Origin of the sequence: Candidatus Sarcina troglodytae (assembly GCF_015708635.1) — a bacterium.
Lineage (GTDB): Bacteria > Bacillota > Clostridia > Clostridiales > Clostridiaceae > Sarcina > Sarcina ventriculi.
Map to the genome: position 1 here is coordinate 1449366 of NZ_CP051754.1, position 19463 is coordinate 1468828.

Genomic DNA, 19463 nt, shown 5'->3' on the forward strand with positions numbered 1-19463 from the left:
CTTTATAATATAAATGGTATAGCAAATTTTTTAAGCTATACCACAATGTCTATTTTAAAATTTATAAACTTCCATTTCATTTATTGCCTTTTCAACAAGTGTATCTATATCTAAAGCTTCTTCTGATTTTCTAATTTCTAAAACTCTTGGCTTTGTTTTTGGATGTTTTGGCACAAATATAGTACAACAATCTTCATATGGAAGTATTGATGTTTCAAAAGTATCTATATCTTTTGCTATATCTATAATATCTTCTTTATCCATAGATATTAAAGGTCTAAAAACTGGTCTATCAGCAACATCTGAACTAACTACTAATCCCTCCATAGTTTGAGATGCAACCTGACCTATACTCTCTCCTGTGGATACTGATTGAATCCCTCTTTTTTCTGAAAGGTAACACGCACACCTCATCATAAATCTTCTCATTATTATAGTTAACTCATCTTCTCTACATTTTTCTATTATTTCCATCTGTATTTCTGTAAATGGAACAACAAATAAATTTACCTTTTCTGTGTATTTAGCAAGTATTTTAGCTAAATCCTTAACCTTATCTTTAGCTCTTTCTGAAGTATATGGATGAGAATGATAATATATGCAGTTAAGTTCTACTCCTCTTTTTGCCATTAAATATCCAGCAACTGGAGAATCTATCCCTCCAGATAACATAAGCATCGTACTACCATTCATTCCATATGGAAGACCACCAACACCTTTTACTCTATCATCATTTGTAAACACATAAGTGCTTCCTTCTCTTATTTCAACTTGAACCTTGCATTCTGGCTTATGAATATCAACAGATACGTTATCTCCTAAATTACTTAAAACATATCCACCAACTTCTCTTGAAATTTCCATAGAGTTTTTAGGGAAATTTTTATTTGCTCTATTTGTTTCTATTTTAAAAGTTTTAGCATTACTTTCTTTAACTCTTCTTAAAGCCTCTTCTTTTATATTATCTAATGTTCCTTCAATTTCTGTAACTATTGAAACTTCTTGAACACCAAAAACTCTCCTCACTCTATCTACAACTTCATCCAAATCATTAGATTTTATAAACCATCTTCCTTGATCTAATACTATTTGATGTTCTACATCTTTTAATTTTTTAGTTATATTATTTTTTAATTTTTTTTCAAATTTGTTTCTATTTAATCCCTTTAAAAATATTTCAGGTGCATATTTAACTAATACTAATTTATTCATATTTTTATTCTCCTTAAAAATTTTAGTGATTCCTTTAAATTATCTATTGTATAATCTATTTCCTCTTTAGTGTTGTACCTTGAAAAACTAAATCTTATAGCTCCTTGTATATACTCTTTAGTAAGTCCTATAGCATTTAATACATGACTTCCTTTAGCTTGTACTGATTTTGAAGAACACGCTGAACCAGTTGAAACAAAAATCCCTTTTTCTTCTAACATATGTAAAAGAACTTCAGCTCTAACGCCTAAAAATGATACATTTAATATATATGGTATTATATTTTTATCAATTGGGCTGTTTATTTTTACATCATTTATTTCTTCTAATTTTTTTATAAAATATTTTTTTAATTCTAAAATCTTTTCATAATTTTTATCCATACATTCAAATGCTACATCACTAGCCTTAACAAAAGATAAAATTCCTGGTAAATTTTCTGTTCCAGATCTCACGCCAAATTCTTGTCCGCCACCTTCTATCAAAGGATTTAAATTAAGACTTTTTCTTATATAACAAAAACCAATTCCCTTTGGTCCATGTATCTTATGTGCTGAAGCAGTATAAAAATCTATATTACATTTTTTAACATCTATTTTTATTTTTCCGTATCCTTGAACCCCATCAACATGAAATCTTGCACGATTACTAGTATTCTTTATTATATTCCCTATTTTTTCTAAGTTTTGAATTGAACCTATCTCATTATTAACTTGCATTATAGATATAAGCACAGTATTTTTCTTTATAGAATTTTTTAATTCATCTAAATCAATAAATCCAAATTTATCAACATTTAAATAAGTGACTTCAACACCTTTTGTTTCTAAATATTTTAAAGTATTCAAAACACTAGCATGTTCAAATTTAGTTGTTATAATATGATTACCCTCTTTTTCAAAATTTTTCAGAATCATATTATTACTTTCACTTCCACCTGACGTAAAGAAAATCTCTTCTTTTACTGCACCTATTTTTCTAGCAATATCTTGTTTAGCTTCCATAAGCTTATTATGACACTTTAAACCTAAGCTATGTAAAGAAGATGGATTGCCATAATAATTTATCATAGCATCTTTCATTACCTCTACAACTTCATCTAAAGGTTTAGTAGTTGCACTATTGTCAAAGTAAATATCCATACTTCCCATCCTTTCTTAATTTTATTCTGTTTATTATTTTAACTTATATAACACAAAAAGAAAATAGGTATCTATGAATAAACCTTCATAACACACCTATTTCTCCATAGCAATAAGCTCTACTTCCTTAACACCATAAAGTTTTTTAATATCTTTTAATACATTGTTAAAATTATCTTGCATAGATGAAATGTCTATAGTTACAGTTACGTGTGCTATACCGTTTATTGGTATACCTTGATTTATAATCAATATATTTCCTCCCGCTTCTGAAAGAAAAGTTAAAATAGAAGATAAAACTCCTTTTTGATGAATAACTAACATATTAAATATAACTTTAGTTCCCTTTGACGCCATATCAGAAAATTCAAATACAAAATCTTTATATTTATAATATACACTTCTGCTTATTCCAGCTATTTTAGTAGCTTCTGTTATTTCCTTTACTTTTCCTTCTTTTAATATTTTTTTTACATTTATAACCTTTTCAAAAACATCAGGTAATACTTTTTTATCTATTATTAATAAATTTTCACTCATATATTTATCACCTCTATGTATTGTAAAAAAGCTATAAAATCTTTACCTATTATGAATAGATAAAGACTTTATAACTTAATTTTATCTACATTAGATTATAATATATTATATATAACATTAAAACCCCTAATTGCTTATTGCTGTTTTTTTAAATCTAATGTTTTTTATTATTTAATCCCCAAATTTCTATATACACTATATCATGTATCCCGATAAAATACAAGTGTTTTTCTACAAAATACATTTTTTTTATTTGTTAACACAATACCTGTTTAGCAATCTCTACTGATTGTTTTGCATCTTTTGCATAAAAATCAGCTCCAATTTTTTTAGCATATTCTTTAGTTAATACAGCACCTCCAACAAAAACTTTTGCATCTATATTGTTTCTTCTGATTTCCTTTATAGTATCCTCCATACTTTTTAATGTTGTTGTCATAAGTGCACTTAAACCTATTAATTTAACTTTATATACTTTTAATGCTTCTATTATTTTTTCTATTTCAACATCTTTTCCTAAATCTATAACTTCATAACCATAATTTTCAAGCATTATTTTCACAATATTTTTACCTATGTCATGAATATCGCCTTTGACTGTTGCCAAGACTATTTTTCCTGCATTAATTTTCTCTTTACCATTTTTTAATAAACTCTCTTTTAAAACTTCAAAAGCCTTTTGAACAACCTCTGCAGAATTTATAAGCTGTGGCAAAAATATTTCTTCCTTTTCAAAAGAAAGTCCAACTTCATCTAGAGCTGGAACTAAATATTCATTAACTATATCTGATTCTTCCTTTTTTTTTAAAAGATTTATGGTTTCATTTTTGACTTCATCCTTTAAACCTTTTATAATCATATATTTTAAATCCTTCTTAGATTCTTCAATTACCTCTATATTTTTTCTGTCTTTATTAAAATTATAATATTTTATAAACTCACTAGAATTTTTATCATAATTACTTAAAACATTAAATGCCCGTATAACATCCATCATCCCTTTAGAATTTGGATTCATAATAGGTAAATCTAGTCCTCTTCCTAAAGCTAAACTTAAAAATGTTTCATTTATAAGAAATCTGTTTGGAAGACCAAAAGATATATTTGAAACTCCTAAAATGGTTTTAACTCCAAGCTTTTCTTTTATCATTGTTATGGATTTTAATGTTTCAAAAACTTCTTTTTGTTGAGCTGAAGCTGTTAAAACTAAACAATCTATAAATATATTTTCTTTACATATTCCATATTCTTGAGCCCTGTTTATTATCTTTCTTGCTATTTTAAATCTTTCTTCACAAGTGCTTGGTATCCCTTTTTCATCTAAAGTAAGCCCAACTACACATGCGCCATACTTTTTAACTATAGGCAATATATTATCTAATACTTTATCTTCACCATTTATAGAATTCACTATAGCTTTTCCATTATAGTATCTTAATGCCATCTCTATAACATTTTTATCTGTTGAATCTATCTGAAGAGGCACATCTAGAATTTCTTGTATACCTAAAATAACATTTTTCATAACTTTTTCTTCATCTATATTAGGCAACCCAACATTGATATCTAAAATATCTGCCCCTCCCTCAACTTGTTCTATAGCTTGTTTTAATATATAATTTAAATCATTGTTTTTCAAAGCTTCCTTAAACAATTTTTTACCTGTTGGATTTATTCTCTCACCAACTACTTTAACACCATCTATTTCCACAAATTTAGAAGGAGTACATACAGCACATATATTTCTTTTCTCTCTTTTTTTAATATTTTTCTCTTGTATTTTTTCTCTAACGGTTGCAATATATTCTGGAGTAGTTCCACAGCATCCTCCTAAAATATCCGCACCTAAACTTAAAAATTCAACCATATAATTTGAAAATTCATTTTTATCTATATCATAAATTGCTACCTCTCTATTCATTTTTGGAAGACCAGCATTTGGCTGCACTATAACTTTTTTATTCGCAACCTTTAATATTCTCTGTATTATAGGCTTTATTTCTTTTGGTCCTAAGGAACAATTTACACCAATTGCATCTACTCCTAAGCCTTCTAAAGTTATAACCATACTCTCAGGAGTACACCCTGTAAATGTCCTTTCGTTTTCTTCAAAGCTCATTGTACAAAATACGGGAAGATTACTATTTTCTTTTGCTGCTAAAACAGCCGCTTTTGCTTCATATAAATCCGTCATGGTTTCTATTAATATAATATCTGCACCAGATTTCACACCTTGAAGTATTTGCCTTTTAAATATCTCATATGCTCTATCAAAACTTAATGTTCCCATTGGTTCTAAAAGTTGCCCTATAGGTCCTATATCTAATGCAATTTTTACATTTCTGTCTGCAACCGCTTCTTTAGCAATATTTACAGCACTATCTATTATTTCCTCTACTGTGTATCCATATTTTTTAAGTTTAAGCTCATTTGCTCCAAAAGTATTGGTTGTTATAATATTAGCCCCTGCATTTATATATTCTTTATGAATATCACAAATTATATCTTTTTCACTTATATTAAAGCACTCTACTCCATTTTCAAGGCTTAAACCTTTTTTTTGAATCATAGTTCCCATTGCACCATCAAATAGTATTATTTCCACAGATATCACCCTTTCTCTTGTATAAACAATCTTTATTTTTTAAGCAAACAGCACATTTTTGTATTTGTTTTTCTATATTCTCTTTTGATATCCCAATTATTGCTGTAACTGATTTTCTGGGTATTAAAATATTATTTTCTGAACATGTAAGCCCTATTTCTTTTGGGCAATTTAAAAGATTTATAAAATTACTTTGAATCTCTATTGGTAAATCTCCATAACCTGGACTATACCTTGTTGTTATAAATCTATTTTCTCTTTTCATATCATTTTTTATTGCTTCTTCTAATGAATCACAAACTTCTTCAATAGCAGTTGTTCCACAACAATCTATAATAATTGATTGTGATAAAGACTTCTTTTCATAAAGTCTAAATAATTTTTCAAAATCATTTCCTAATGTTGTTGCTATTAAAAAACATTCATCACATAATCTTAAATGTTTCTCTATGTCTTTTCCCATTAAAATAAAATTCGTCCCTTTTAATAATATTCCTTCTTCTACCCTTACTATTTTATATCTTTTAATTACATATCTTAAATGTATATAATTCTTTACTAATTGTTTTATTGTCTTAATATCATCCTTTATTTGTTCATCTAATATTTGTCCACCATATCCTAAATATCTTAAAATCTCAATTGTATTTATTTTAATTTCTTCCAAATTCATCTATACTCCTTTTATTTATGCAACTTACTATTGATGATATATTCTTTATTATACTTTTAGCAACTATTGGATTGTTCATAGTATATATATGAACTCCTTTAACTCCTGAAGACACTAAATCTATTATTTGTTCCACTGAATAGGCTATTCCAGCATCTCTTAATGCTATAGCATCATATTCATATTTATCTACTATTTTCATAAATTTTTTAGGAAAAGTAGCACCACATAAAGAAATTATCCTCTCTATCTGTTTTTTATTTACAACAGGCATAACACCAGATTGTATAGGAACATCTATATTCGCACTATAAACCTTGTCTAAAAAATTATAAAATATATTATTATCAAAAAATAATTGCGATACTAAATTATTAACTCCACAATCAACTTTCAATTTCAAATTTCTTATATCTTCATCTAAAGTAATACACGCTGGATGTCCTTCTGGATAACAAGCACCTGCAATATTAAAATCATTATACATTTTCACATAAGAAATTAAATCACTTGCATATTTAAAATCACCACAAGTACAATTTCCTGTAACATCTCCCCTAAGAGCTAATATATTTTCAATATTGTTATTTTTTAATAATTTTAAAATCTTATCTATATCTTTTTTAGTTGATTTTATACATGTTAAATGTGCAACTGATTCTATATTATACTCATTCTTTACTTTACTAGCTAAATCTATTGTTTTATTATTAATAAACGATCCTCCAGCACCATAGGTTACACTTATATAATCTGGATTTAAAATTTTTAACTCATCTAATGTATTATATATTTTGTTCACATCACCATTAGGTTTTGGTGGAAATATTTCAAAAGATATTACGACCTCTTTTTTATTAAAAATTTCACTAATTCTCAATTACTAATCCCCCCTAAAATAAAAACGCCTAAGAGAAATATCCTAGACGTTTATACAAATACAGTATATACATAAAATATCTCTTATCTTTCAGTAAAAACTGCAGGATTTAGCACCATAAAATTGGTTGCTGGGCTTCATAGGGCCAGTCCCTCCACCACTCTTGATAAGTATATTAAATTGATTTTTATTTATCATTCTTTAATTGTTAAATTTTAAAAAAATTTAAATAAGTTTATTTATATTTATATGCTAAAACTTTATTAAATAGAACTTTTAATAGTTAATATAGTTGTTGTTTCATGACATTTATAATATGCTATAATTATATTGTCATTATCTAAATTATTATAAATTTTAATATTATATTACTTATAAGGAGGTGAATCCGTTAATATATAAACTTAAAATAAAGTTTATATGATTTAAAACGGATTAATAATGTTTAGATCATTTAAATGGTATATACTAGGATACGTAGGAACGTTAGTTGCTTTTATTCCTAAAGAAAAGGAAGCTCAAAAACTACTTGCTGAAGGGAAAATAGATGAGATGAATAATATAGTTTGTCTAGGCACAAGAACTATATCACAAAAACTAATAAAACTTTCCGATTCAACTGTAAATGTTCATGGGCTTGAAAATATTCCTGAAGGTCCTGTCTTATTTGTCTCTAATCACCAAAGCAATATGGATATTGCTATAATTTGTGGATTTATAGACAAACCTAAAGGTTTTATTGCTAAAAAAGAATTAAAAAAATTACCTTTAATAAATAAATGGATAACCCTAGCAGGTTCTATATACTTAGACAGAGAAAACCCTAGAAAGTCTATGGAAGGAATATTAGAAGGTATTAAAACTTTAAAAAATGGACACTCTCTAGTAGTTTTTCCTGAAGGTACTAGAAGTCGTGGCGATAAAATGGGGGAATTTAAATCTGGAAGCTTTAAATTAGCAACTAAATCTAAAGTTCCTATAGTTCCTCTTACAATTGATGGGACTTATAGAGTTATGGAAGCTAACAAAATACTAATTAAACCTAGTAATATAAACTTCTATGTTCACAAGCCTATATACACAGACAAACTTTCTAAAGAAGAAATTACAAAATTACCAGAAACAGTTGAACATATCATACGAAGCAAACTCCCAAATAAAGGAGAGTAATTATAGTTGATTTAATATTTTTGATAAAATATTAAATATATCTTGTTTATTTTGCATTATACAAAAATAAGAGCTATAAAAAATTATAGCTCTTATATGTTAAAACAAATTATCTTCTATTTTGTTGCTTTCTTGCTCTTCTGCATTCTGGACATCTTACTGGATCATTATCAAATCCTTTTTCTTTGTAAAATGCTTGTTCTCCCTCTGTGAATATAAATTCTTTTCCACAGTCTTTGCATACGATTGTTTTATCTGCCATTTTCTATTCCTCCAATTAGAAAGATAAATAACTATTAACAAACTCTCTAAAATGGAGAAATTCATTAATTAATTAAAATCTTTATTTATTTTATTGTTATTTTAGCACAGTATTTATATGTTTTCAATAAGTTTTATTAAATTTTAGCAAAAAAATATTTACGTTTTCATAAAATAAAATTTCTTTAAAAAGACACTTTAATATATCTTAATTTAATTTCAAACCATTAAAGTGCCTAATTATTTTTTAATTATTTTTTATAACAATATTGTTTCCATCTGTATCTACTATTATAACAGAGTTATCTTTTATCTCTCCAGCTATTATTTTTTTTGCAATATCTGTTTCTAAAACATTTCCTATAAACCTTTTAAGTGGTCTTGCTCCATAAACTGGGTCATACCCTTGCTTAGCTAAAATTTCTTTAGCAGAATCTGTTACATTCATGTCAATATTTCTATGTTTTAATCGTTTTTTAACATCTTTTAAGAATATATCAATTATCTTTTTAATTCCTTCAAGATTTAATGGCTTAAACATTATAATGTCATCAACCCTATTTAAAAATTCAGGCTTAAACCTTAATTTCATTTCATTCATTACAGCATCTCTTGCCTCTTTAGATATTTCACCATTTTCATTGTTTTCTAGAAGATAGTTACTACCAATATTTGATGTCATAATTATTATTGTATTTTTAAAATCCACGGTTTTACCTTTATTATCAGTAAGTCTTCCATCATCTAATATTTGTAAAAACATATTAAATACATCTTCATGAGCTTTTTCTATTTCATCAAACAATATAACAGAATATGGTTGTCTTCTAACTGCTTCAGTTAATTGACCACCTTCTTCATATCCAATATATCCTGGAGGAGGTCCAACAAGTCTAGATACAGCATGTTTTTCCATATATTCTGACATATCTATTCTTATTATATTATCCTCACTATCAAAAAGATTTCTAGCTAAAGTTTTGGCAAGTTCTGTTTTACCAACTCCTGTAGGTCCTAAGAATATAAAAGAACCTATTGGTTTATTTTCATCTTTAAGTCCAGCCCTTGCCCTTATAACAGCATTAGCTACAGCTTCTGTTGCCTCTTCTTGACCTATTACTCTCATTTTTAATTCTTCTTCAAGTCTTAAAAGTTTCTCTCTTTCACCTTCAACTAGTCTAGTTACAGGAATTCCAGTCCATTTAGAAACTATTTGAGAAATTTCTTCTTCTGTTATTTCTTCTTTAAGCATGGAAGTATCGTGATTTTGTTCCATATCAGCTTCTTTTTCTTTTATTTTAGCTTCAATTTCTGGAATTCTACCATATTTAATCTCTGCTACCTTATTTAAATCATATTGTCTTTCATATTCTTCTGCCATACCTCTTAAAGTGTCAAGCTCAGATTTTAAATTTTTAATTTCAGTTATTTGAGATTTTTCCTTTTCATATTTAGCAGTCATCTCGTTATTTTTTTCTTTAAGAACTGCTAACTCTTTCTCTAAATCCTCTAATTTAATCTTAGAAACTTCATCATCTTCCATGGACAATGCTTCTTTTTCTGTTTCAAGTGTCAAAAGTTTTCTTCTTATTCTATCAAGTTCTGTAGGTAGTGAATCTATTTCTGATCTTACCATAGCACCAGCTTCATCAATTAAATCTATCGCTTTATCTGGTAGATACCTATCTTGAATATATCTATCTGAAAGTGTTGCTGCTGCAACTATTGCAGAATCATGAATTCTTATACCATGATGAATTTCAAACCTTTCTTTTAATCCCCTTAATATAGATATAGCATCTTCAACTGTCGGTTCGTTAACTATAACTGGTTGGAATCTTCTCTCTAAGGCCTTATCTTTTTCTATATATTGTCTATATTCATCAAAAGTTGTAGCACCTATGCAGTGTAATTCCCCTCTTGCTAATAGCGGTTTTATTAAATTACCAGCATCCATAGCTCCATCTGTTTTACCAGCACCAACTATTGTATGAATTTCATCTATAAATAAAATTATATTTCCATCTGAGTTTTGAACTTCTTTTAAAACAGCTTTTAATCTTTCTTCAAACTCACCTCTATACTTAGCTCCTGCAATTAATGCTCCCATATCTAAAGAGAATATCGTTTTATTTTTTAATCCTTCAGGAACATCTCCCTTTACTATTCTATTTGCCAAACCTTCAACTATTGCGGTTTTACCAACTCCAGGTTCACCTATAAGTATAGGATTATTTTTTGTTCTCCTTGATAGAATTCTAACCGCTCTTCTTATTTCTTCATCTCTTCCAATCACAGGATCTAATTTATGCTTTTTAGCCAAATCAATAAGATTTGTACCATATTTAGATAAAGCATCATAAGTGCCTTCTGGATCTTGTGTATCTACCTTTTGACTTCCTCTAATTTTATTTAATACTTCTAAAAATTCTTTTTTACTAATAGAAAATTTATCTAAAATAAGCCCTACGCCCTTTGAATCAATATCCATAATTGCTAACATAACATGCTCTACGCTAACATAAGAATCTCCAAATTCTTTAGATAGTTGCTCAGCTTTTATAAGAACTTCATTTATTCTCCTAGTTGCTGTAACTCCTGTTGATTTAGCAGCTTCTCCTAAAACTTTTGGAAGACTATCTATTTTTAAGTTAGTTTCTCTCTCAAGTGATTTAATATCAACTCCCATTTTCTCGAATATATTAGGAATTAATCCATCTTCTTGATTTATAAGAGCCGAGAATAAATGTATTATATCTAGCTGTTGATTATTATATTTTACTGCTATTTCATATGCATCATTTAAACTTTGTTGAACCCTTAGTGTCATTTTATCAGCATTCACAAATATCATCCTCTCTATCTAAAAATTATATTGAAGATATTTTAACATAAAAGAACTAAAATGTTAATATCTTATTAAATATTTTTATCTTTTTTTCAATTATCTTGAATTAAATTATTTAAATACATATACTCATTGTTATTATTTAAATTAATTGATATCATATTAATTATATTACCTATATATTATAATTATTTTTTACAAATTTTATACCCATGATTAAACTTAAAAGGAGGAGAACAGCTTGGAATTAGAGGTATTTAAATTTACTAATGAATCATTATTTATTTTACAAAAGTTAAAAAGCAATTTAAATCATGCTTCAGATTTTTTAGATGATTTCTTTTTTAATCTATTAAACAATTCATGTGATGGTTTTTTTAATATTTCAACTAGAGTAAAGTCATCGTCTAGCCTTAAAGAAAAAATTATACGTAATAACTATTATTTAAAATATAAAACCCCAGAAGAACTTTTCTATAATTTATCTGACCTTATAGGTATTAGAATTGAATGTAGATTTATAGAAGATGAAGATAAAATTTTTAAATTTTTAAAATCATCTTTTTGTAACAAAAATTGTGAAGGGTTTTATTTTCACAAATCTAATAAAAATATATTTTTAGATTTAAGAGATGAACAACCCTTGAAACAGAAAAATGGATTTAAACTATACAGAATAGATGGATATATTATATCTGAAAATCACAAATTTAATTTTGAACTTCAAATAAAATCTATGGTCAACATATTTTGGGGCGAAATAGAACATAAAGTTATTTATAAAAATTATAATATGGTTCTTGGAGATACCTTTTATAAAAACATATTAAATTCTATAAAAAGTAATCTTTGCTTAATTGACAATCAACTTCTAACTATTTATAATCATATAGCCTCTAACAATTTACAACTTGCACAACCAAATGTTAATAAGCAAGGCTTAGAGATATTATTATCAAAGATGATATTTGATATTTATTCTTATAAAGTAAAAAATGAACTTGGAGTTTCTATAGATTTTAGAAATGCTTGTGACATAATAATAGATTATATAATTAAAAAAAATAACTGCATATCTTCTGAAGAATATTATAAAACATTTATAGATACTTCCATAAGACTAAATGAGATACTTAAAAATCCTATATCGTTTAAAGAAAAAATATGCCTTGAAGAAAATTTAAAATTTCATTCTGATTTTTCTAGTATTATAGGTAATAAGTTAGCTCAAACTATAAACACTGATTTTCATTGGAATTTATTTTTTAAAATACTTTTTGAAATAGAACCTTTAAATGATACAGGAGATTTTAAAAACTTTATAAATTATTTAGAAGATATTTTTTCTAATAGACCTATTTATCTGAATTTATATCTCAAATTTTCAAAAGCAGAAGTTGAAGAAATCAAAACTGACTTATTAAATGTTATTTGTACAAGCTTCTTAGATATTAATTCTATTACATTTATATATAGAGATAAATTAAATGAAATATTTAACGCTATAGAAAATCATATAAACTTTATCACAGACAATTTAGATAATTTTATTAATTACAGCAACAATAAATATATTTATTGCAAATTACTTCATTTTAATATTCTTCTTATATTTAATAAAAAAATACAAGTAAAAGATTTAAATAATTTTATAGATTGTGTTAAAGAAAAAAGTAGTAAAATTAGATTTACATCAAAAGGACTTAAATATATATCCACTTTAGATTTAAATTCATATATATACTTATCAAACTTCATGAACTATATATATATTAAATAGTAAAAAGATAAGCTACACCAATATTTGGCATAGCTTATTTCTATTCTTTTAACTTCGTTCCAAAGCTCCCTTGTTCTATAAGATTTTTCTTCATAAGTCCACCTAAAGCCATTTTAAAATAATTTTTAGATGTCTTAAATTGTCTTTTTATATCATCTGGAGATGACTTATCATTATAAATCATTTCACCTCCATTTTCTTTTAAATATTCTAATATCCTCTTTTCTAAATCATCTTTTTCTTTAAGCTTATATTGTCTTAAAGAAAGTCCTATTATTCCATCTTCGTACACCCTTTTTATTTTACCTTTTACAATATCCCCTGGAAATATCTTTGTGAAATATTCATTTTTTAACACAACTGCTCTATATTTATTATCTACCGCAACTCTTAATGAGCCATTTGTTTGGTAGCCATAAACCACTCCCTCTACATCACTCATTAATTTAACATCTTCCATTTCATCTAAATATTTATCAACATCTGTTGTTGCTGCAAGCCTTCCTGTTTTATCTAAATATATATATACTAAATATTTTCTACCTTCTTCAAGTTTATATTTTTGTTCTCTAAGTGGAATTAATATATCTCTTTCTAATCCAAAATTTACAAAAGCTCCAAAATTAGTTATTTGAGTTACTTCAAGATACGCAACATCCCCTAAAATAGCCAAAGGGGTTTTTAATGTAGCAATTAAACGATCTCTTGAATCTCTATATATAAATGCATTAACTACATCTCCAATATTTATCTCCTTACCTTCTGTATTAGCATTTGGAAGTAATATATCATCTGAACTTTTTTTAGTTCCTCTGTCTAAATAATATCCAAAACTAGCCTTTCTAACTACCTTTAATTCATTAAAATCACCTATATTTAACATATAATTCCTCCATTTTTAGATTAAAAGTAAAACTTTAATCTCATTTTTTTAATAAAATTTCACTGTGATTTGCTTTGTTGTAAGAAACAATCATAATTGTACCATATAATTCACCTTATTAATATCAAACTTTATAACATTAATAGCACGTAAAATTAATATATATTTAATATTAATATATAGAGGTGACTTTATGCCCGAAAAAGAAACTGTTACTATGTATAAGGAACAAGATTTTAAAGACTTAAATTTTTATTATGGCGTATCCTCTGACTGCCTAACTTCTTTTAAAAGAGATGAACAATTTACTATTCTAAATGAAATTAAAGATTTAGGATTAGATTATGCCATAATAAGCCATGAAAATAAGGATTTAGATTACACTTTTAATAAAAAAAATACTACTTTATCAACTTGGCAATATTTATCTAAAATTATTCATAGATTTAACAAAAAGAATGATAACTTTTTAGTATTATTAGAATTTGAAGCTTTTATTAAATCTCTAGGTAAAGTAAGTGTTTTAAATACTAAAAGTTTTTTTAAAGGAGATGTAAATAATTTTAAATATTTTGCTATATGGCTACTTCAAAATACAGATTTCCATATAACTATAAATTCGTCTAATAAAACTGTAGAAAATTTTCCATACAAGGAGTTTTTAAATGAAATATCTCCAAGCCTTGACATAAACGTTAGAAGCGATAAAAGCATCTATTCTAATAAAGAAAAATATTATTTTTCACTTTTAGACAACAATTTTAAAGTAGGTGCAGTAGGTCAAAAAAATTATAAATATCCTCCTTATAGCAATTTTAGTAAACTAACATGTATCATTTCTCCTAAGTTAGACAATAAAAATCTAATCTCTGCATTAAATAAGAAACATTGCTTTTTTACAGAATCTAAAACATTAAAACTCTTATTTGCTATAAACGATATATTTATGGGATCATCTATTGAAAAAAACTTATCTGCTGATTTAAATATATATGTATATCTACATGATTACAAGCATAAAATAAATAAAATTTATATACTAAGCAATAATGGTACTATAATAAAAAAAATAGACAATATAAATTTAAACAAAGTTCAATATATATTCAAAAAAAATTTTTCTTCAAAAGAAACTTGGTATGTTATAAAGGTATTTCTTGATTCTAATTTAACAGCAATAAGTTCACCTATTTTTGTAAAATAAAAAGGCTTCATAAAAATGAGGCCTTTTGTTAATTATTTTTTTTTGCTCTATTTGGTTTAGCTTTGGATTTTATTACTATTTTCTTTTCCTTCTTTATTCTAGGATATCCATTCTTATTAATATCTATAAACCAAAGAATAGATATTACACATATATACATCAATACTGCTTGTATTGCGATACTACCTATAGGATTAAAATCTGGAATAAAGAAAGTTGCTGCGAATGTTATTATTGCCGCAGCTAATATTATCCATTTATTCACACGAGTCTTATTAAATACATATCTACCCAATAAAGAAAATGTTATGAACACTACAATAACAAAAACTATGGCTCCTATTGTATAACCAAGAAAGCTGAAAATACTTGACATTTTTCTTCCTCCATAATTAATATTTTCCCTAATAATATATTAATTTAAATTTAATATATTTTCAATAATTTTTTAGAAATGTGCACTTAATTTCATTTATTTGAAAATATTGAATTTATCCTTAAAGTAAAATAACAAATTTCTTGTTTTATTTTATATTTTATAATATTTATATAGAATTTTTATTATTTCTTTGATAAAATAATACATATAATATTAGATTAAATATGGAGAGGGTGATTTTATGGCTCTATCAAACTTTCAATTACAGTTGGACGAGCTTGATCTTCAAATTTTAGATATACTTATTAAAGATTGTAGAACTCCTTATTTAGAAATCGCTCGAATATGTCATGTTTCAGGCGGAACTATTCATGTTAGGATGAAAAAAATGGAGGATTTAGGGATTATTAAAGGTACAAGAATTTTACTTGATTTACCTAAACTTGGATATGATGTTTTATGTTTTGTTGGCATACATGTAGCTGGAACTAAATCTTATAATCATGTTTTTGAAGAATTATCAAAAATAAAAGAAGTTGTAGAACTTCACCTAATAACAGGTGGATATTCTATTTTCGCTAAGGTCATATGCAGAAACATTTCTGATTTACAAGATTTATTAATGAATAAAGTTAATACTATTGAAGGTGTAAACAAAACAGATACCTTTATATCATTAACTCAACCAGTTGATAGAAATATTCAATTTTAAACTCCCATGAGATAGTAGAAAATATTCTACTATTTTTTTGCATAATTATATTGCTTAAAGGTAAAAATAATTACTGCAAAGAAAAGAAAGGGAGTGTTAAATATGAGATCATTAAATATAATTACTCTATTATTAGTTATTATAGGTGCTATAAATTGGGGACTCATTGGATTTTTTCAATTTAATTTAATTGATACAATATTTGGAGTAGGCACTGTATTCTCTAGAATAATATATGCTATCGTTGGAATTTGTGGATTATATGCAATATCTTTCTTTGCTAAGGACAGATACAGGCACATTGACTAAAAGAAAATTAAATAGGCTTACCAAGTATTTAGTGAGCCTGTTTTATAATTGCTCAATTACCTTAAAAAGTTCAAGTGCTGCCCTTCTTGGTCCCTCTTTTTCCAATCCGTCTATAGCTAAGCATGTCTTTATTTCTCCAACTTTTATTTTATTTTGAAATGCTATTCTAAAGTATTTTTCTATTAGTATATTAGTTTTCTCTTTTCTTTGCTCTGGTCCAAAAGGATTTGCAAAGTAAGATTTTACAAGACCTAATTCTGTGGTTGTTCCTTTGGCTATTCTACATCCATCTTTAAATACCTTAATAGCATCCATATATTTATTAAAATACGTTATATTTTTTCCATTTTCATCTATTTTAGAATAATTATTTGCATACAACAAAATATCTACTTTATATCCTTTTATAATTTGTAAATAATTACTAACTGGCATAACTAATCTTGCATTTGTTTTATCCGGATTCATAAATATACTTCTATCTATTTCTTTAAATGCATAACCTTGATCTAAATCATCCAGTCTAACAAAAGCTCCAATTTCCGTACCATATCCTAAAATATTATTATTCTCATCTAATTTTAAAACTCCCATATCATCAAAAACTATAGTCATATCACTTATATGCTCTTCAGCTAAAGATCTAAAAGCCTCTAAACTTTCTGATTTTCCAACTCCACTATCCCCTACTATAACTATATTTGCTTCTTTTCCATCTTTTAATACAACCTTTACCATGGCACCATGAATAGGTAAATACCCATTTTTTATCATTATCACATTATGAAGAGTCAAGATCATTTTTTTCATATAACCAAAATAATCCATTTTATCACAATAATTTATATAACCTAACATAATATTATTTTTTTTATCATCATAAAAATAAGTTTCTAAATCAGTTTCTCCATCTTCAACACCAAACAAATATATTATATCTGGTCTTTTTCCTCTACATTCATCTATTCTAGCTAGTTCAAACAAATTGCAAAGGCTTATCCCATGATTTAAAAAATCTCTATGAAAGTATACATAAGCCAAAAGTTCTCCAACCTTTGCAGGATAGCAAAACCATTCATCTTTATTTAAACTTAGTTCTTTTATTGGATTATAAAAGATTTCTTTAAATACTCCATCTCTTTTATTTTTCTTTGGATAAGTTATAAATGGAGCTTCTAATGATACACTATCTATAAAACAAATATCATCTAAAGCCTCATATTCATTAGGAATAGGCCATATAACATTACTAAGCATTAAACATGCATTTCCACCTGCTGCTAACTGTCTATATACATTTGGTGTATCTCCTAAAAGATTTTTTTCAATCCTTCTATAAAACTTTAAAATAAGCTTTGAAAATTTATCATTTGCATCAGTAAAACTAACTGCAGCTATGCCGTCTTTTATTTTATTATTATGAATTAATGTATATCTTTCAAGTTTTCTCCAAAAAGAATATATATCTTCTATAACATTAAAAAATAACTTATTATCTTTCAAAATATCCCTAAAATTATTATTATAACTTATAGCTTCATCTACATTCATCATAATTAAAAGTTTAAATATACTGGTAATATTATCTACTATATATTTTATATCGCTACTTTTCAAAGAAGCTTCCAAAAATTTAAAATTATTTGTATTTCTATTTTTAGATTTTTTTAAATATTCTTCTATTAAATTTCTAAATCCATAACTATCTAAAATTGTCTCAAAACTATTACAATATTTTTTAGTAAAATCAATAGTTACTTTATCATTATTTAAATAAAATTCACTTTTCATACAACCATCCTTTTTATAAATATAGAGTTTAAATTTAATAATATTAGTAAATAATTAAATATAACTAATTATTTCATAAATATTTATATAAGCTATTTATTTTGTTGTAGTTAAAATTTTATAAAAACTTTTTAAAATATATTAATCTAAGTTAATATTTATTACATTCTATTTAGGAGATGATTTTATCAAAATAAAAAAACAACTATTTATTATATTTCCAATCATATTTTTCTTTCTGTTTGTTTTCATAAAAAACTATCCTAAAAGTACACAAAATAATTTTTTTAAAGTTCATTATATAGATGTAGGACAAGGAGATGCCTCTCTTATACAAGTTAATAACAAAAATATTTTAATAGATTCAGGTCCTTATGATTCAAAAGATACTCTTGTTAACTATTTAAAAAGTTTAAATATAAAAACTTTAGACTATATAATCGCAACCCATCCTCATGAAGATCATATAGGATCTATGGCAACCATTATAAAATCATTTAATGTATTAAATTTTTTTGCACCAAAAGTTTCTCATAACACCGAAAGTTTTTTAGATATGCTTTATGAACTTAATAAAAAATCATTAAAGATAAATGTATTAAAACAAGGTATGGGTTCTTCAATTGACTTAGGTAATAACACATCGGTTGAAGTTTTCTCACCAATTAAAGAAACCTATGATAATTTGAATAATTATTCTCCCATTATGAAAATAGTTTATAAAAATACTTCCTTTTTATTTACTGGTGATGCTGAAGATGATTTAGAAAAAGAAGTTTTAAATTCTAATGTAAATCTTTCTTCTGATGTATTAAAAATTGGGCATCATGGTAGTTCTACATCAACAAGCGAAAAATTTTTAACAGCTGTATCCCCGAAGCTTTCAATAATCTCAGTTGGTATTAATAATAGCTATAAGCATCCTAGCACTAAAACATTAAACCTTTTAGATAAATATAATATAAGATATTACAGAACTGATGAAGATGGTACAATTATTATTAAATCTGATGGAAACAGTCTTTATATTAATTAAAATTTTATAATAAAAATAAACATAGGTATTTATTATAC

At 25.9% G+C, this 19463-nt stretch carries 17 protein-coding genes and 1 riboswitch; of the genes, 6 read left to right on the forward strand and 11 right to left on the reverse strand.

The genetic code is table 11. The annotated features are described in order from the left end of the window. Positions 1–54 precede the first annotated feature (54 nt). From thiI to metF, 6 genes are all read right to left on the reverse strand, one after another. Positions 55–1212 carry a tRNA uracil 4-sulfurtransferase ThiI gene (gene thiI, locus HH195_RS06500; RefSeq protein WP_196370322.1) on the reverse strand — a complete coding sequence of 386 codons (1158 nt, stop codon included), beginning with the start codon at positions 1210–1212 and terminating at the stop codon, positions 55–57. Then, positions 1209–2354, reverse strand: coding sequence for a cysteine desulfurase family protein (locus tag HH195_RS06505; protein WP_196370324.1), 1146 nt, complete (start codon positions 2352–2354; stop codon positions 1209–1211). The genes thiI and HH195_RS06505 overlap by 4 nt, the downstream gene beginning before the upstream one ends. Before the next feature lie 96 nt (positions 2355–2450). Continuing rightward, on the reverse strand, positions 2451–2894 hold the full coding sequence (locus tag HH195_RS06510) for an ACT domain-containing protein (RefSeq protein ID WP_196370326.1): 444 nt from the start codon (positions 2892–2894) through the stop codon (positions 2451–2453). A gap of 256 nt (positions 2895–3150) precedes the next feature. Further along, positions 3151–5472, reverse strand: a complete 2322-nt coding sequence (locus HH195_RS06515) for a homocysteine S-methyltransferase family protein (RefSeq protein WP_196371913.1) — start codon at positions 5470–5472, stop codon at positions 3151–3153. A gap of 7 nt (positions 5473–5479) precedes the next feature. Then, positions 5480–6172 carry a vitamin B12 dependent-methionine synthase activation domain-containing protein gene (locus tag HH195_RS06520; protein WP_196370328.1) on the reverse strand — a complete coding sequence of 231 codons (693 nt, stop codon included), beginning with the start codon at positions 6170–6172 and terminating at the stop codon, positions 5480–5482. Beyond that, positions 6153–7052, reverse strand: a complete 900-nt coding sequence (gene metF / locus HH195_RS06525) for a methylenetetrahydrofolate reductase [NAD(P)H] (RefSeq protein ID WP_196370330.1) — start codon at positions 7050–7052, stop codon at positions 6153–6155. The genes HH195_RS06520 and metF overlap by 20 nt, the downstream gene beginning before the upstream one ends. 80 nt (positions 7053–7132) lie before the next feature. Beyond that, positions 7133–7225, reverse strand: a riboswitch (SAM riboswitch). A gap of 268 nt (positions 7226–7493) precedes the next feature. Here metF and HH195_RS06530 point away from each other — a divergent pair. Beyond that, positions 7494–8222, forward strand: a complete 729-nt coding sequence (locus HH195_RS06530) for a lysophospholipid acyltransferase family protein (protein WP_055257117.1) — start codon at positions 7494–7496, stop codon at positions 8220–8222. Between the two features lie 109 nt (positions 8223–8331). On the opposite strand, the gene HH195_RS06535 is transcribed toward HH195_RS06530, so the two are convergent. Both HH195_RS06535 and clpB read right to left on the reverse strand, forming a co-directional pair. After that, positions 8332–8484 (reverse strand): zinc-ribbon domain-containing protein, encoded by a 153-nt coding sequence (locus HH195_RS06535; RefSeq protein ID WP_055257118.1) that lies wholly within the window; start codon positions 8482–8484, stop codon positions 8332–8334. Between the two features lie 246 nt (positions 8485–8730). Further along, positions 8731–11328, reverse strand: coding sequence for an ATP-dependent chaperone ClpB (gene clpB / locus HH195_RS06540; protein ID WP_196370332.1), 2598 nt, complete (start codon positions 11326–11328; stop codon positions 8731–8733). A 244-nt stretch (positions 11329–11572) separates the two neighbouring features. Between clpB and HH195_RS06545 the strand changes: the two genes are divergently transcribed. Next, a complete protein-coding gene (locus HH195_RS06545; RefSeq protein ID WP_058991911.1) occupies positions 11573–13111 on the forward strand; it encodes a GTP pyrophosphokinase in 1539 nt (512 codons plus the stop codon). A 40-nt stretch (positions 13112–13151) separates the two neighbouring features. On the opposite strand, the gene HH195_RS06550 is transcribed toward HH195_RS06545, so the two are convergent. Continuing rightward, positions 13152–13994 carry a CvfB family protein gene (locus HH195_RS06550; protein WP_196370334.1) on the reverse strand — a complete coding sequence of 281 codons (843 nt, stop codon included), beginning with the start codon at positions 13992–13994 and terminating at the stop codon, positions 13152–13154. Between the two features lie 193 nt (positions 13995–14187). Here HH195_RS06550 and HH195_RS06555 point away from each other — a divergent pair, with 193 nt between their 5' ends. After that, positions 14188–15198, forward strand: coding sequence for a hypothetical protein (locus HH195_RS06555; protein WP_196370336.1), 1011 nt, complete (start codon positions 14188–14190; stop codon positions 15196–15198). 28 nt (positions 15199–15226) lie between these two features. Here the strand turns inward: HH195_RS06555 and HH195_RS06560 are convergent, their stop codons facing one another. Next, on the reverse strand, positions 15227–15574 hold the full coding sequence (locus HH195_RS06560) for a hypothetical protein (protein WP_196370338.1): 348 nt from the start codon (positions 15572–15574) through the stop codon (positions 15227–15229). A 244-nt stretch (positions 15575–15818) separates the two neighbouring features. On the opposite strand from HH195_RS06560, the gene HH195_RS06565 reads away from it, so the two are divergent. Together HH195_RS06565 and HH195_RS06570 are read left to right on the forward strand one after the other, a co-directional pair. Continuing rightward, complete coding sequence (locus tag HH195_RS06565) at positions 15819–16289, forward strand: Lrp/AsnC ligand binding domain-containing protein (RefSeq protein ID WP_196370340.1); 471 nt, start codon at positions 15819–15821, stop codon at positions 16287–16289. 102 nt (positions 16290–16391) lie between these two features. Next, entirely contained in the window at positions 16392–16598 is a 207-nt protein-coding gene (locus HH195_RS06570; RefSeq protein WP_196370342.1) for a DUF378 domain-containing protein, read from the forward strand. Positions 16599–16640: 42 nt separating this feature from the next. Here the strand turns inward: HH195_RS06570 and HH195_RS06575 are convergent, their stop codons facing one another. Further along, a complete protein-coding gene (locus tag HH195_RS06575; RefSeq protein ID WP_196370344.1) occupies positions 16641–18389 on the reverse strand; it encodes a phosphoenolpyruvate carboxykinase in 1749 nt (582 codons plus the stop codon). 187 nt (positions 18390–18576) lie between these two features. Between HH195_RS06575 and HH195_RS06580 the strand changes: the two genes are divergently transcribed. Then, positions 18577–19425 carry a ComEC/Rec2 family competence protein gene (locus tag HH195_RS06580; protein ID WP_196371914.1) on the forward strand — a complete coding sequence of 283 codons (849 nt, stop codon included), beginning with the start codon at positions 18577–18579 and terminating at the stop codon, positions 19423–19425. Positions 19426–19463 lie beyond the last annotated feature (38 nt).

Excerpts from the sequence above, each read along its gene's own strand:
- HH195_RS06560 (WP_196370338.1), bottom strand. The coding sequence starts at position 15,574 with ATGTCAAGTATTTTCAGCTTTCTTGGTTATACAATAGGAGCCATAGTT.
- HH195_RS06515 (WP_196371913.1), bottom strand. The coding sequence starts at position 5,472 with ATGGGAACTATGATTCAAAAAAAAGGTTTAAGCCTTGAAAATGGAGTA.
- HH195_RS06520 (WP_196370328.1), bottom strand. The coding sequence starts at position 6,172 with ATGAATTTGGAAGAAATTAAAATAAATACAATTGAGATTTTAAGATAT.
- HH195_RS06535 (WP_055257118.1), bottom strand. The coding sequence starts at position 8,484 with ATGGCAGATAAAACAATCGTATGCAAAGACTGTGGAAAAGAATTTATA.
- HH195_RS06555 (WP_196370336.1), top strand. The coding sequence starts at position 14,188 with ATGCCCGAAAAAGAAACTGTTACTATGTATAAGGAACAAGATTTTAAA.
- HH195_RS06530 (WP_055257117.1), top strand. The coding sequence starts at position 7,494 with ATGTTTAGATCATTTAAATGGTATATACTAGGATACGTAGGAACGTTA.
- thiI (WP_196370322.1), bottom strand. The coding sequence starts at position 1,212 with ATGAATAAATTAGTATTAGTTAAATATGCACCTGAAATATTTTTAAAG.
- HH195_RS06570 (WP_196370342.1), top strand. The coding sequence starts at position 16,392 with ATGAGATCATTAAATATAATTACTCTATTATTAGTTATTATAGGTGCT.
- HH195_RS06565 (WP_196370340.1), top strand. The coding sequence starts at position 15,819 with ATGGCTCTATCAAACTTTCAATTACAGTTGGACGAGCTTGATCTTCAA.
- HH195_RS06575 (WP_196370344.1), bottom strand. The coding sequence starts at position 18,389 with ATGAAAAGTGAATTTTATTTAAATAATGATAAAGTAACTATTGATTTT.
- HH195_RS06510 (WP_196370326.1), bottom strand. The coding sequence starts at position 2,894 with ATGAGTGAAAATTTATTAATAATAGATAAAAAAGTATTACCTGATGTT.
- HH195_RS06505 (WP_196370324.1), bottom strand. The coding sequence starts at position 2,354 with ATGGATATTTACTTTGACAATAGTGCAACTACTAAACCTTTAGATGAA.
- HH195_RS06550 (WP_196370334.1), bottom strand. The coding sequence starts at position 13,994 with ATGTTAAATATAGGTGATTTTAATGAATTAAAGGTAGTTAGAAAGGCT.